The sequence below is a fragment of the Pedobacter sp. Hv1 genome (assembly GCF_001412215.1).
Lineage (GTDB): Bacteria > Bacteroidota > Bacteroidia > Sphingobacteriales > Sphingobacteriaceae > Pedobacter.
The window spans coordinates 775,568-790,157 of record NZ_LLWP01000001.1 but is presented as its reverse complement, the minus strand read 5'-3'; the positions used below and the strand labels follow the sequence as shown (position 1 = coordinate 790,157).

At 38.6% G+C, this 14,590-nt stretch carries 10 protein-coding genes; 2 read left to right on the top strand and 8 right to left on the bottom strand.

The features are described 5' to 3' along the window. Positions 1 to 6 precede the first annotated feature (6 nt). Positions 7 to 951: an NAD-dependent epimerase/dehydratase family protein gene (locus tag AQF98_RS03720; RefSeq protein ID WP_055130558.1), complete on the top strand. Its 945-nt coding sequence runs from the start codon at positions 7 to 9 to the stop codon at positions 949 to 951. Between the two features lie 79 nt (positions 952 to 1,030). After that, entirely contained in the window at positions 1,031 to 1,759 is a 729-nt protein-coding gene (locus tag AQF98_RS03715; RefSeq protein ID WP_055130557.1) for a YebC/PmpR family DNA-binding transcriptional regulator, read from the top strand. Positions 1,760 to 2,011: 252 nt separating this feature from the next. Here AQF98_RS03715 and AQF98_RS03710 read toward each other — a convergent pair whose 3' ends face one another. The 8 genes from AQF98_RS03710 to AQF98_RS03675 all read right to left on the bottom strand — a co-directional run bounded on the left by AQF98_RS03710 (position 2,012) and on the right by AQF98_RS03675 (position 14,379). Next, positions 2,012 to 2,788 carry a prolyl oligopeptidase family serine peptidase gene (locus tag AQF98_RS03710; RefSeq protein WP_055130556.1) on the bottom strand — a complete coding sequence of 259 codons (777 nt, stop codon included), beginning with the start codon at positions 2,786 to 2,788 and terminating at the stop codon, positions 2,012 to 2,014. Positions 2,789 to 2,881: 93 nt separating this feature from the next. Then, positions 2,882 to 5,191, bottom strand: coding sequence for a beta-glucosidase BglX (gene bglX, locus AQF98_RS03705; RefSeq protein WP_055130555.1), 2,310 nt, complete (start codon positions 5,189 to 5,191; stop codon positions 2,882 to 2,884). Between the two features lie 89 nt (positions 5,192 to 5,280). Further along, positions 5,281 to 5,688: a hypothetical protein gene (locus AQF98_RS03700; RefSeq protein WP_055130554.1), complete on the bottom strand. Its 408-nt coding sequence runs from the start codon at positions 5,686 to 5,688 to the stop codon at positions 5,281 to 5,283. 96 nt (positions 5,689 to 5,784) lie between these two features. Continuing rightward, positions 5,785 to 7,125 (bottom strand): glucoamylase family protein, encoded by a 1,341-nt coding sequence (locus AQF98_RS03695; protein ID WP_055130553.1) that lies wholly within the window; start codon positions 7,123 to 7,125, stop codon positions 5,785 to 5,787. A gap of 11 nt (positions 7,126 to 7,136) precedes the next feature. Continuing rightward, positions 7,137 to 8,804: a glucoamylase family protein gene (locus AQF98_RS03690; protein WP_055130709.1), complete on the bottom strand. Its 1,668-nt coding sequence runs from the start codon at positions 8,802 to 8,804 to the stop codon at positions 7,137 to 7,139. A 66-nt stretch (positions 8,805 to 8,870) separates the two neighbouring features. Beyond that, positions 8,871 to 9,758, bottom strand: a complete 888-nt coding sequence (locus tag AQF98_RS03685) for a LamG-like jellyroll fold domain-containing protein (protein WP_055130552.1) — start codon at positions 9,756 to 9,758, stop codon at positions 8,871 to 8,873. A gap of 20 nt (positions 9,759 to 9,778) precedes the next feature. Beyond that, positions 9,779 to 11,326, bottom strand: a complete 1,548-nt coding sequence (locus AQF98_RS03680) for a RagB/SusD family nutrient uptake outer membrane protein (protein ID WP_055130551.1) — start codon at positions 11,324 to 11,326, stop codon at positions 9,779 to 9,781. Positions 11,327 to 11,352: 26 nt separating this feature from the next. Further along, positions 11,353 to 14,379, bottom strand: a complete 3,027-nt coding sequence (locus AQF98_RS03675) for a TonB-dependent receptor (protein ID WP_055130550.1) — start codon at positions 14,377 to 14,379, stop codon at positions 11,353 to 11,355. Positions 14,380 to 14,590: the final 211 nt, after the last annotated feature.

Here is a 14,590-nt window from a genome sequence, read left to right as displayed (position 1 = left end):
GATTGTATGAACGAAAAGATATTAGTTTTAGGTTCTAATGGACAAATAGGAACCGAATTGGTTACTGCGTTGCGCAAGGCTTATCAGAATGATAATGTAATTGCGTGCGACATTAGAAGGCCTGATTATGAAACCAAAAATGCAGGTCCATTTGAATTTGTAAATGTTTTGGATAAGGAAATCTTAAAAGAGATTTTTCAAAAATATAAGCCTACACAAGTTTACCTGTTAGCGGCTTTATTGTCGGCCACTGGCGAACAAAATCCGAAGTTAGCTTGGGATTTGAATATGAATGGTTTATTGAATGTGCTTGATTTGGCCTTGGTTTATAAAACGGCAAAGGTGTACTGGCCAAGTTCAATTGCTGTTTTTGGACCAAATTCGCCTAAAGACCATACGCCACAATATTGCACCATGGATCCGAATACGGTGTATGGAATTAGTAAGTTGGCAGGAGAACGCTGGTGCGAATATTACTATCAGAAATATAATTTAGATGTGAGAAGTATCCGTTATCCAGGGTTGATCAGTTGGAAAGCTGCTCCAGGAGGAGGAACTACCGATTATGCCATTCATATTTTTCATGAAGCCTTGAAAAAAGGAAGTTATGCTTCGTTTTTATCTGCAACAACAGAGTTGCCAATGATGTACATGGATGATGCCATTAGAGGTACCATTGAATTAATGGATGCGCCATCAGCGCAGATTGGAATAAGATCGAGCTATAATTTTGCAGGAGTAAGTTTTACGCCAGAAGTGTTGGCAGCAGAAATTCGTAAACATATACCAGAATTTAAATTAACTTACACCGAAAATGATCCACGCCAAACTATTGCAGATAGCTGGCCAAGATCTATCGATGATAGTTTTGCAAAAAAGGATTGGTTATGGAAACCAGAATTTGATCTGGCGAACATGACAGATAATATGTTAAAGAATTTAAAAAAATAAGATAGGGTGTAGGGTATATGGCTTAAGGCTTAAGGTTGGCCATCACAATACTCCATACCAATAAAAATTTGATACTAAAATGGGAAGAGCATTCGAATTTAGAAAAGAAAGAAAATTTAAACGTTGGGCTAAAATGGCCGTGCAGTTTACACGTATCGGAAAAGATATTGTAATGGCTGTAAAAGATGGCGGATCTAGTCCAGAAACTAACTCTCGTTTACGCACGGCCATGCAAAATGCAAAGGCGGTAAACATGCCAAAGGATAGGGTAGAGGCGGCTATTAAGCGTGCTTCTGATAAATCATTGGCCAATTACGAAGAGATTGTGTACGAAGGTTATGCGCCGCATGGGGTAGCCGTACTCATTGAAACCGCAACTGACAATACTAACCGTACGGTAGCCAATGTGCGCAGTTACTTTAATAAAACCAATGGTACTTTGGGTAAAACAGGTTCATTAGATTTTGTGTTTAACCGCAAGTCTATTTTCAGGTTTACACCTGTAGAAAACATGGACCTTGAAGAATTGGAATTTGAACTGATTGATGCAGGTTTGGAGGAGTTATATGTGGAAGCAGATGAAGAAGGAAATGATGTAGCAGTGGCACAAGCGGCCTTTGAAAACTTTGGTCCGATGCAAAAGGCCCTAGAAGAAAAAGGAATTGAGCTTAAAAGTTCTAAACTAGAGCGTATTGCGCTTTCGCACCACCCAGTTTCTGAAGAACAAGTAGCTGATGTTTTAAAACTGATTGATAAATTGGAAGAGGATGATGATGTGCAGGCAGTTTATCACAATATGGCAGAGTAATTACTAATTTTAGTATAATGGAAAAGCCCTGGATAATTTATTCAGGGCTTTTTGGTTGAATAGGTCGAGATTGCAAATCCCGACCAACAATAGAGATTGCAAATCCCAACCAACGAAAGATTACAAATCCCGACCAACAATAATCCCGACCAACACATAAAAAAGGCCGAAGTTTTACAACTCCGACCCACTAACTATATAAACTTTGCTTTTGTTCCGTTAGTCGGGATTTGTAATCCCGACTTAATACTACTACTTCTGTTGGCTAAATAACCAGGGCAATAATTCTGGCTCTGCAAATGCAGAATCCCAACTGTTGTGGTTGGCTTTGAGATACACATTAAATTTAGGCTCGTGCCCTAATTTTTTCAGTTCTCTATAAACACCAAATGAAAATTGAGGGCTTACCACATCATCTAATCCTCCGTGGAAAATCCATAAAGGTACATGCTGATATTTTTTGGCATTGGCAACATTGTCGCCCCCACAAATGGCAAATGCAGCAGCAAAAGTTTTAGGCAAACGTCTTAAAATCTCAAATGTTCCCATACCACCCATAGATAGGCCACCCACATAAATCTTGCTTTGATCTGTAAATGGTTTTTTCGCAAACTGGTCAGTAAGTTTTAATAAAAGACCCATAGATTTTGTTGGTTTTCCATCTTTTACAAACGTGAAAAAACGTTTAGTGTTCACAATATCAATTTCTACATTGGCCCAATAGCTTTCTTCAGCGCATTGCGGGAAAATCACAATTGCTGGGAAAGTTTTTCTAAAATTGTCTGTTAAGAACATTTTAGAACCATGGGTCAATTGTTTTTCATTATCGTTTCCGCTTTCGCCCCGGCCATGTAAAAATAATACCACAGGGTATTTTTTATTGACATCAAAATTCTCTGGATATAGAATCCTATACTTTAAGGTATCATTTCCCTCAATAAAATTCTCTTTTTTAAATTGGGATAGGTCTTGTGCTAATGCAGTAGAAATAGCAAAACAAAAGAGTAGAAATGGGATAATCTTTTTCATATTCAATCAAATTCTCATCGTTCCAACTAGTGTAGAAGTTTCTTTAATTATAGATTCTTCGCCATGCTCAGAATGACAAAATCATTTTTTGGTTTATTTGGTCAGTTTAAAATCAGCTTGTTTTACATCCCTCGAATTTGCACCGATGAATAATTTGAAATCGCCAGGTTCGGCTACAAATTTTAAATCAGAGTTGTAAAACTTAAGGTCTTCTTCGGTAAGGGTAAAACTTACTTGTTTGCTCTCTCCAGCTTTTAAATTCACTTTTTGGAAACCCTTTAATTCTTTTACTGGGCGGGTAATGCTGGCTACCATGTCTCTGATATAAAGCTGTACCACTTCCTTTCCATCGTATTTTCCGGTATTGGTTAAGGTTACGGTGGCGGTAATGCTTTTGCCTTTGCTTAGCGTGTTTGAACTTAATTTAATGTCGCTAAAGCCAAAAGTAGTATAGCTTAAACCATATCCGAAAGGATAAAGCGGATCGTTACTTACATCTAAATAGTTAGAGCGAAATTTGGTAAACCATTTACCTTCTGCCAAGGGGCGACCAGTATTTTTGTGTGCATAATAAAAAGGAATCTGTCCAATGTTTTGAGGGAAAGTTGCCGTTAGTTTTCCTGAAGGATTTACCTCGCCAAATAAGACATCAGCAATCGAGTTTCCAGCTTCGCTACCCGGGAACCACACGTTTAATATAGCAGGAATATTTTCTTCTTCCCATTTTAAAGCCAATGGTCTGCCAGTAAATAAAACCAACACAATTGGTTTGCCCGTTTTAGCCAATTCTTTTAACAGGTTTTTTTGTGTTTCAGGAATTTCAATATTAGTTACACTGCTGCTCTCGCCACTAAATTCAGAACCTTCGCCCATTACTGCTACCACCACATCCGATTTTTTAGCTACTTCTACCGCTTCCTTAATCATCTCGGCCTCTGGTCTTGAATCGTGCTTGTAGGTAGGGTTATGGATATTTACATAGCGATTTTCTAAGTTGGCATCTGCCAAGAAATTAGAACCACGAGCAGTTAAAATAGTTGCATTTGTCCCTAACACATTTTTCAATCCTTGCAATACCGTTATCGATTTATCGGCTATGTCTGGCATGGCAGCCACACTCCAAGTACCAAACATGTTGGCTGTATTGTCCATTAATGGGCCAATTAAACCAATGGTGCCTGATTTTTTTAAGGGCAATACATTGTTTTTATTTTTTAACAATACAAAACTCTCAGCGGCAATTTCGCGAGCTGCTTGGCGGTTTTCTGGGGTGAATACTTCTTTTGCGGGTCTCGATGGATCGCAAAACTTATACGGATCGGTGAACAGACCTAATTTATACTTTGCCTCTAAAATTAAACGGCAAGCATTGTTGATCTGTGCCAAGGTTACTTTTTTCTCTGCCAATGATTTTTTTAAGGTGCCCACAAAACCATCGCCAACCATATCCATATCTACACCGGCATTTAAGGCCAAAGCAGAAACAGCTTGTAAATCGCCCATGCCATGGTCAATCATCTCTGGAATACCAGTATAATCGGTTACTACGAAGCCTTTAAAGCCCCATTGATTACGTAATATGTCGGTCATTAACCATTTACTGGCTGTAGCAGGGATGCCTTCTACTTCGTTAAAAGAAGCCATGATACTTGCAGAACCTGCATCAATAGCGGCTTTATATGGTGGAAGGTATTCGTTGAACATTTTTACACGGCTCATATCTCCTGGGTTATAATCTCTTCCTGCTTCTGCGGCTCCATAAAGGGCATAATGCTTTACACATGCTAAAATCTCGTTATTGGCTTGTAACCTGCCTTGGAAACCTGTAACCATTGCCTTGGCAATTTGAGAGCCTAAATAAGGATCTTCGCCACTACCTTCAGAAACGCGGCCCCAACGTGGATCTCTTGCAATATCTACCATTGGTGCAAAGGTCCAATTGATACCACTGGCACTTGCTTCTACAGCAGCTATACGGGCAGATTTTTTGATTGCTGCCATATCCCAAGTGCTACTCAAACCTAGCGGAATTGGAAATACGGTATGGTAGCCATGCACTACATCCATTCCAAAAAGCAATGGAATTTTCATGCGGCTGTTTTCTACGGCAATCTTTTGTACAGCTCTTATTTTATCTACACCTTTAATGTTGAATAACCCTCCAACTTGTCCTTCTCTGATATTTTTACTGATGTTAGCGCTATTGGCCTGCCCAGTAGTGATATCGCCAGAACTCGGTAAATTTAATTGACCAATTTTTTCATCAATGGTCATTTTAGACATGAGGGTACTAATGAAAGTATCCATTTGTTGTTGGGCAGCAGGAACTGCTTTTTTCTGCTGGGCAAAACCCTGAGCAGTGCTGAAAACGGCTAATAAAAGAAGGAGACTAATTTTTTTCATTGAAGTATAATTTGTGTGTTGTTTTTATAGATGTTTGTTGGTTTTGTTAGGTTACATGGTCAATAAAATGTTTAACCAATTGATTTGATTTAGTCGATGCTCACAAATGCGCAGGCGCCACAACCAATAGCTAGGTCAGTGCCATTTAAAGTGTTTATTCCTACGCCTCTTGCGTGGTAAAGTTGAATGGTTCTATAACTTGCATCTTCCAATTGTACAGTTCCGGTATAAATATCATCGTTGTAAGGGATCTGGCCAATTACGGTACCATGCGATGGGGTATTGGCAGGTACACTGTAATAGTTTCCTTCGTCTGTTACCGTATTGTATAAATAGACCCAAGCAGTAGTTGAGGTACTGTTATAAGCTACAAAGTCTACCATGGTTTGTTTTTTGACTATCTTAATAACTTTATGATTGTTTTTGCTGGCCGAAATAGGGGTAGTTACTCCTACAACAATTACAAATAGACATAAGACTTGAATAGTTTTTTTCATGATTTAAGTTTTAGGGTTAAAAAATTATAATTGGCTAAACATTTTAAATCTATTCTTAAGTTTATTATCCAGCTACTTTGTTATTTAAAGTGTTTTTTATTTAATGGCAGGACTAGTAAAACCTAATTTTTTTAACCCAGTTTTTACTTCTGGGGCACTCATAAATAATTTCCATAACAAACCAGTTCTGCCATTTTCGATCATCACAACAATAGGACCTTGATCAATGCCCAAATAACGTTTTGGATACCAGTTGTCTGTTTCGCTATAGGCATCATAAAAACCATATTCTCCCCAAACCTTATCGCCCAAATCTTCATATAAATGCCTAATCATTTTCATTGATTCTTTTGGCGTATATGGATAAGATGATAAGGCTGCAGTTGGTGTAATTACACCTAAATCATTTGTTGGACTATGGCCAGAGTAGCCCTTTACCGAGTAACTTGCTGTTAAACCCCATGAGTTAGGACCATAACCTTTAAATTTTTTCGGATTTGCAACGCAATAATCATAATTAACAAGGGTATGATTTTTACCTTCTTCCCAATAGTTGGCATAACGGTCTTTTAAACCACGGGGATCTAAACCTAAATAAGAGTATTGCGACCAAAAAAGTGGGCCTACACTATTTTTTTCTCCGTTATGCGCCAATTTAATGGGATGGCCATAAGGCTTGATATTGGTGTTGATCTTTCCATTTCTTGCCCAACCTTCATGATAAACTTCAGCAGGAATGGTATGGGTAGGAGAGGCAGCAGCCATGATATAGGTAATCAAACACTCGTTGTAACCTTCTAGGGCAAAATTCATTTTCCAGCCTACATTTGGCGACCAGTGCCAGTACAATACATTTTTATTGCCGTTTCTATACCAAGTCCAATCTATGCCTTTCCAAAGTTCATCTACTTGAGCAGCTAATGCTTTTTCTTTTGCATTTCCATTTTTAAAATACTCACGAACGCAAAGTAAACCTTGTGCTAGGTAAGCAGTCTCAACTAGATCGCCACCATCATCAAACTTGCTAAATGGCTTAACTTTGCCACTTGGGTAAATCCAATGTGGCCATACGCCATGGAAACGGTCTGCTTTCTCCAAAAAGTTGACCCCTTTTTGGAGGCGTTCCAATCCTTGTTCCCTGGTAATGAACTTACGTTCAATGCCTACTAAGATAGCCATTACACCAAAACCAACAGCACCAGTGGCAATTACATCTTTGTCGTTTTCTCTGTATACATTGTCGCTATGGAAACGTTCTCTTGCTAAACCAGAAATGGGTTCTGCACCATCCCAGAAATAATTAAAAGTTTGCTTTTCTACCAAAGTCAGCAACTCGTTGTCGCTTAGCTTCTTTTTGGTGGTTGATTTATTTTTTTGCTGGGCCTGACAGCTGATCGTTAATATAAATAGTAAGGAAAATGTATATACTAATTTCATTTGTGTGTGTTTTATAGGTTAGGACTTGCAAATCCAAGTGTTCTCATTCCTGTTTTTACTTCTGGAGCGCTCATAAATAAATTCCACAACAATTTGCTGCGGTGATTTTCTATCATGATGATAATTGGACCTTGGTCTATAGCCAATGTTGAGCTGGCAAACCACGGATCGTTTAAATTAAATGCGTCTACAAAGCCATAGTCTTTCCATATTTTATCACCCAATTTGTAATAAAAGAATTTAAGTGCCTGCATTGACTCTGTTGGGGTATATGGGAAAGAAGATAAAGCGGCAGTTGGTGCAATTACACCTTTATCGTTTGTAGGCGAGCTTGCTCCATAACCATTCGGGAGATCGCTTGCAGTTAAACCCCAACAGTCTGCGCTGTAGCCAGCATTTTTTAATGGATTGGCTACACAATAGTTATAATTGATTAAGGTATGCGCCTTGTTTTGTGTTTCATAATTGGCATAAGCATCGGTTAAGCCCATTGGGTTAATGCCTAAGAAAGAATAATGGGCGAAAAATAATGGGCCCCCACTGGCAATACCTAATGGCAATTGTACGCCATAATAAGAGTTGCCATTTTTCATGGCGCCATTTTTTGCCCAACCCTGATCGTATACTGTTTTTGGAATAGATGAGGTAGGCGAAGCGGCAGCCAATACATAAGTAATTAAACACTCGTTCCAGCCCTGAATGGGTAAATTCATTTCCCAAGCATTTGTAGGGCTCCAATGCCAATACAGTACATTGCTGTTGTCTTTTCTAAACCATGCCCACTCTACACCATTGTAAATGGCATTGATATCTGCCCTTAGGGCAACTTCGGCAGCATCGGCTCCATTAAAATATTGCCTAGCTGTAATTAGGCCTTGCATTAAATAAGAAGTTTCTACCAAATCTGCACCATTGTCTTTTGCACTAAAAGGAAGGGTAGCTCCGGTATTTCCATCTAACCAATGAGGGTAGGCACCATGATGTCTGGTTGCTTTGTTTTTAAGGAAGTCGACAATCTTTTGCAATCTTGCCAATCCTTCTGCTTTGGTGATAAAATTACGGTGAATACCTGTTACAATGGCCATAATGCCAAAACCAGAACCACCAATAGCAATCGTGTTGCCTGATGTGTTTCTTTCTCTGGCCAAGCCACTAACTGGGTGTGCAAAGTCCCAAAAATATTTAAAGGTTTGTTGTTGTACCAAGGTTAACAGCTCATCGTCTGTAATACGAGTAAACTTGTCGCTATTGTCTAAACCAGATACGAGGTTAATGTTGATCGGATTGATCAATCTACCACCACCTGCTGATTTTAGATTGTCGTTTACAGTTAAGGTATAACTGGTAAAAGACTTGAAATCGCTTTGCGGGGTAATGGTTAATGTTTTATTACCATCTTGGAATGAACTTGCAACTGGCATTGTAGCGCCACCTGCATCGGTTAAAGTTATTCCGCTTGCTACGGTTGAAGTATTGATGGCTTCGGTAAAGGTAAATTTGATATTAGGTTTTAAGGTGAGGCCAGTATATTTTAAGGTGCCATTATTTACACCATTTACTGTAAACGATAAGGAAGTATCGGTATTTGCAGGCGTGTCTTTACCGCCTTTTTTGCAGCCTGAAAAAATGAGGATGACCAATAAGAGCTGGACAACATTTAAGGTTTTTATTATTTTCATGCTGTGGGTGTTCAATAAATACCACAGTAGCGCATTTGCACTACTGTGGTAAAACATAGGGTTAAGTTATTTTTTGTCTAAATAAAGCTTGTACATTGCATTTACAACGGCGTCTGGCATAAAAGCATTGTAGATTTTAATCTCGTCAATTTTACCAGTCATGGCAGCATATTCTGTACTTGTGTTTACAGTTTTGCCTGGTATAACGTTGTAATTGCCACCAATGATAAATTCTCCTGGCTCGTAAGATTTGAATAAGTTGTTGCCAACGCCTCTATCAGAATAGCTGCCAATGTTTATTCCATTGGTAAGTACGTTGAACCTGCCAGTTTTTCCATTGTAACTTAATACAAGGTGTACCCAGTTATCAGGACCAATTTTTGGAGATAGTGTAGCGTTCAAATTATCTTGAGAACCGCCACCTATAGTGCTAAATCTCGGACCTACTTTTAATACATCGATATTACTAGCAGGATAACCATTGGTGTTTAACCTTACATCTAAACTTCCATCAAACATACCTGGACGTGCAAACTGCATTAACATGGTTCTTTTAGAGCCATTGTTAGAAATTTGAATCCATTGGCTAATGGTGAAACTTTTAAAAGGATCGGTTTTAAATGCAGCAAATTGGTTGGCAAAATATAGGAAACCTGCATCTAAGCTCAATGCTTTTCCTTTAAAACCAGTAACCAACGAGTTTCCAGCAGCTGTAGTTGGTGCTGTGTTGCTCAATTTTTCCGAATAGTTATCGTCAAAGCTAAAATAGGCAACTAGATTATCTTTTAGAATTTCATCGGTGGTTCTAAAACCTCCAATCGTTCCTGCATAATCATTAGGGTCTAGCTCTGGTAGATTATTTGGATTGCCATCTTTTTCGCAAGATGAAAATGTTGTAGCAGTAAGTAAAATACCTAGTGCACAAACTGTTCTATATAAATTTGAAAATTTCATGTTTCTACTATTTTAAGTGATTAGTAACCTGGGTTTTGCGTTAATACACCTTTACTTAAATCAATTTGTTGTTGAGGGATTGGTAACAATCGATCACGATTTGGATTGTAGCCAGTTTTTCCGGCAGCTATCATTGCATCTTGATCAATACCCCAACGTACAATATCGAAGAAACGTTCGTGTTCCATTGCCAATTCGATTCTTCTTTCCTGACGGATAGCATTACGCAAAGCCGTTTGGTCTGTAGTGGTTACATCTGGAAGAATAGAATTGTTACCCGCTCTTGCTCTTGCACGTACACTGTTCACTGCAGCTAAGGCTGCTGTAGTGTTGGCAGTACCACCTAACTCATTTGCAGCTTCTGCATACATTAAAACAACATCAGCGTAGCGCAAAATACGAACATTCATCCACCAACCAGCTCTGTTATTGTACATGGCAATATAGGTAGGGTTAGCCAATACTTTTTGGTTGTATTTGGTATTTGGTACATCTGTAGGGAAAAGTGGAGCTGTTTGACCATAGATAGTAGTACTTGGTGTTGAAGCCGTACTGCTATACAAAATCGTTCTGGTTTTGCGTGGATCTCCAGGCTCATAAGCAGCCTCTAACATGGCGCTAGGCATATTCCAGCCCCAACCTCTGTTCCATTCTGTACTGCTTCCTCTTGTGCCTTGGATACTTGCATATTGAATTCCATTGTTAGTTGGTACTGTTGCACTAGCTGTACCTTGGATTTCAAAAATCGATTCTTTACTGTTTTCGCCAGCCTCACCAAAAATGGTAGTGTATGGTGTAGACAAGTCGTATTGGCCAGAAGTCATCACAATGTTTGCAGTTGTCATGGCTTGATTCCATTTCTGCTGATATAAATAGGCTTTAGCCAATATACCATTCGCCATTCCTTTTGTTGATCTGCCCACAAATTTTTTGTCCCAAACCGCTGGTAGGTTAGTCGCTGCAAATTGAAGGTCACTTTCTATAAAAGCATAGATCTCTGCTGGTGTACTTTGTGGTACATTTGAAGCTACAGCTTGTATTTTGTCAATTTTAGGTACCCTGCCAAATGCTCTAACCAATACAAAATAAGAGTAACCACGTAAAAATCTGGCCTCTGCTTCAGCTTGGATCTTCATTTGATCTGTAGCAATAATATCTTTATCGTTTTGCACTTTATCCAGAATGGTATTACATCTGCCAATCATGGCATAGTATTCTGTCCATAAACTGTTTACCCTTCCGTTGGTTAAAGCTGGGAAATTGTCCATTGCAATTACATCGGCTCCACCATCAGTAGGGGTACTGCCTTTGTCGGCATCGTCACTTCTAATACTGGTTACTACCATAAAACCATCAGAAACATAATTGTAGGCTCTTAAGGCATCGTAAGCAGAAAACAAGAATTGATCATATGGTGTTCCTCCCTGAGGGTAAGGATAATTGTCGGCAGTATATGCTCCTTGTCTCTGTGTATCCAAGAAATCTTTACAGCCCGAATTGATAGAAACAAATGTTGCTGCAGTTAAGGCCACACATAGGTTTCTTTTATAATTATTAAATATTTTCATTTGATAAAAATTTAAAATGAGGTCAATTAAAAAGTAATATTTAATCCAAAAGTGTAAACAGCTGGAACAGGGTATACTCCGTTATCAGCTCCACCACCTAAAATGCTTCCAATTTGTGCTTCTGGTGTATAACCAGTTGCTTTGGTCCAAGTTTTAAGGTTTTGGCCACTAACGTAAACTCTCAATCTTTGAGCACCTATTTTAGTCATTAATGTTTTACCGAAAGTATAACCCAATTGAACGGTACGCAATCTGAAATAATCTCCCGGCTCTAAAAAGTACGAACTAAACAAGAAATTGTTTCCACGTGTATTGTCTAAAATTGGCTCTACGTTTGAAGTACCAGGACCAGTCCATGCGTTTAACCTGTTGCTCTCGTAGTTTAAAGTAGCAAAATTGGCTGTACGACGTTGGGTATAGATCTTATTGCCTACCACACCTTGACCTTCTACCAAAGCATCAAAACCTTTGTAAGCTAATGAAAGGCTCATGCCATAGCTATATGGAGGAAATGGAGTACCCAAATAAGTTCTATCTAAAGGAGATATGATTCCATCGCCGTTGATATCTTCATAGGCGATATCTCCCAATTGTGAGTTTGAGAATGCTGGCATACTCAACATATCTTTAGCAGTTTGGTAGATACCTACTTGTCTGTAACCATAAAAATAACCGATAGATTGACCTGTGCTGGTTAAGTTGATGCCACTATTTCCTGTAATCTGGAATTCGGTAGTATTACCAAGAGATACAATGCGGTTTTTGTTATAACTGAAATTACCAGAAAGGCTATAGCTAAACTCTTTGCCAATTTTATCAGACCATCCTAAAGTTGCTTCAATACCTTTGTTGGTATTTTTACCCAAATTGGTAAAATAAGTTAATCCACCTTGTGCGGCTGGTAAAGGGAAAGTAGTTAAAAGACCAGTAGTTGTTTTACTGTAGAAATTGATATCTGCACTTAAGCGGGTATCTAAAGCTTTTACCTCTAAACCAATATCTGTACCTTGTACAATCTCAAAATGAAGGTTAGGATCGGGTTGATAAGCATTTTGTACGGCAGTATAGATATTGTCGCCAAATATAGCAGTAGAACCAGTTGAAAGGCCTTGTTGATAAAGGTTTCCAGGAACACTATTTGAGTTTCCTAATCTACCCCAAGAGGTACGGATCTTTAAATAATCGATGCCTTTGATGTTGTTTTTAAAGAAATCTTCTTCACTAGCTACCCAACCAAAACCAACACTACCAAAGGTTCCCCATCTGTTTGCAGGTGCAAATCTCGAACTACCATCTCTACGGATCGTTCCATTAAATAAGTACTTGTCTTTGTAGGCATAACTTACTCTTCCAAATACACCAGCATTGCTTTCTTCGCCACCACCACCAGCATTGCTTTGGATGTTGTTCGGGTTAATGATGCCTAAATACCAAAGATCTGGATCGCCAGGTACCACTAAAGTACTATCTGTACGAGAGCCACTTACACTTGAGTTGGCAAAACGTAAAGACGTGAAACCAGCCATTGCAGTTAGTCTATGGCCGCCTTCAAGAGATTTCTCATAGGTTAAAGTATGATCTTGTTGGTATCTATGGCTTTCTGATTGACCTTGGGTAACTGTAGAACGGAACAGGTTGTCTTTGGTAGTTGTAGTTGCTCCTCCATTTTCGCCTACATTGATAAAGGTAAAAGGTGGGCGAGAAAATCCTCTTGAAGTACCAAAAGCATAATCAGCATATAAAGTAGAACGTAAGGTGAAATTTTTAAGGAATTTTAACTCTGCAAAAATGCTTCCGTTGAATCTGAAATTTTTATTGATTGCTGATCTATTGTTGCGTTCTAAAGCTGCAATTGGGTTACCAACTTGCGCTCTTTGGAAAGAAGGCATTGCATAAAATGTAGAAGCATTGGTTTGAACTGGAACGATTGGGGAGGCCCAAAGCGCATTGTTTAAACCTGCAGAAGCTGGATTGTACTTCGAATGAAATCCAGTAAAATCGCCACCAATTTTAAATTTATCAGTTACTCTAATTTCCTCACTTAAACGAAGTACGAATTTTTGAAAGTTTTCATACTTCACCACTCCATCTTGGTTATTGTAGCCAAGGTTGATTAATGTGGTGCTTTTTTCGCCAGTGTTAGAAACACTTAAACTGTTTGAATTGATGATTGCATTTTGAAGGATCAGATCTTGCCAGTTTGTATTGCCTGTATAATTACTAAAATCGAAAGGCGCTGCATTGATATTGGCAAGTTGGGTTGAATATAGTTTTTTAAATCCTTCTGCATCGGTAACTGCAATTTTATTGAGTACTTTTTGAACACCCACATTGCTGGTAAAATTAATACGGGTTTGACCTTTTGCTGCACGTTTGGTGGTAACGGCAATTACACCATTTGCTCCTCTTAAACCATAGATAGCTGATGATGAAGCATCACGCAATAAATCTATCGACTCAATATCAGCAGGATTAAGGTAGTCGATATTGTCTTGTATTAACCCATCAACTACATAAAGTGGATTTGCATCGTTTGTACTTGCAATACCACGGATCCTGATTACTGGTTGAGAACCTGCACCACCAGAGTTAACTACGGTTAAACCGGCTACTTTTCCTTGTAAAGAAGCCAAGGGACTAACTGCAGGCATTTTTGCGACATCATCTCCGCTTACACTTGAGATGGCACCAGTTAAATCTTTTCGTTTTTGAGTACCGTAACCAACTACCACAACCTGCTCTAGGTTTTTGGTATCTGCTTTTAAGGTAACATCAATTTTTGTTTTGTTGTTGACCGCAATTTCTTGTGTTATATATCCTAAATAGGAATATACCAATGTACCGTTGCTCGGGGCACTAATGGAATAGTTTCCACTAGCATCTGACTGAACTGCACGATTTGTTCCTTTGATGAGTACTGTTACAAATGGGATAGCAATATTGCCATCATCTTTGACACTACCCGTAACTGTAATGTTCTGGGCATTTGCAACACTAAACAAAAACAAACAAAGAATAGTTAGAACAGAAAATTTTGTAAAGATTTTTTTCATACTGTTATCATATTTGATTTAATTGATTGTTCTAATTTTCTGTTTTTGTTTGGTAACTACAAGTTCAGACACCTATACATTAATACATCAAAGTACTGATACGTACTTTCACAAGCGAGAGCTTGAAGTGGGTTATTTGCTTAAAAATGGCGTTTTTAGGTAAATAATAGAAAAAATGGGGGTACTACAAAACCGAAAAATGAATGGCCTT

Bases quoted from the DNA above. Each gene is read 5' to 3' on its own strand.
- AQF98_RS03720 (WP_055130558.1), top strand. From the start codon at position 7: ATGAACGAAAAGATATTAGTTTTAGGTTCTAATGGACAAATAGGAACC.
- AQF98_RS03715 (WP_055130557.1), top strand. From the start codon at position 1,031: ATGGGAAGAGCATTCGAATTTAGAAAAGAAAGAAAATTTAAACGTTGG.
- AQF98_RS03710 (WP_055130556.1), bottom strand. From the start codon at position 2,788: ATGAAAAAGATTATCCCATTTCTACTCTTTTGTTTTGCTATTTCTACT.
- bglX (WP_055130555.1), bottom strand. From the start codon at position 5,191: ATGAAAAAAATTAGTCTCCTTCTTTTATTAGCCGTTTTCAGCACTGCT.
- AQF98_RS03700 (WP_055130554.1), bottom strand. From the start codon at position 5,688: ATGAAAAAAACTATTCAAGTCTTATGTCTATTTGTAATTGTTGTAGGA.
- AQF98_RS03695 (WP_055130553.1), bottom strand. From the start codon at position 7,125: ATGAAATTAGTATATACATTTTCCTTACTATTTATATTAACGATCAGC.
- AQF98_RS03690 (WP_055130709.1), bottom strand. From the start codon at position 8,804: ATGAAAATAATAAAAACCTTAAATGTTGTCCAGCTCTTATTGGTCATC.
- AQF98_RS03685 (WP_055130552.1), bottom strand. From the start codon at position 9,758: ATGAAATTTTCAAATTTATATAGAACAGTTTGTGCACTAGGTATTTTA.
- AQF98_RS03680 (WP_055130551.1), bottom strand. From the start codon at position 11,326: ATGAAAATATTTAATAATTATAAAAGAAACCTATGTGTGGCCTTAACT.
- AQF98_RS03675 (WP_055130550.1), bottom strand. From the start codon at position 14,379: ATGAAAAAAATCTTTACAAAATTTTCTGTTCTAACTATTCTTTGTTTG.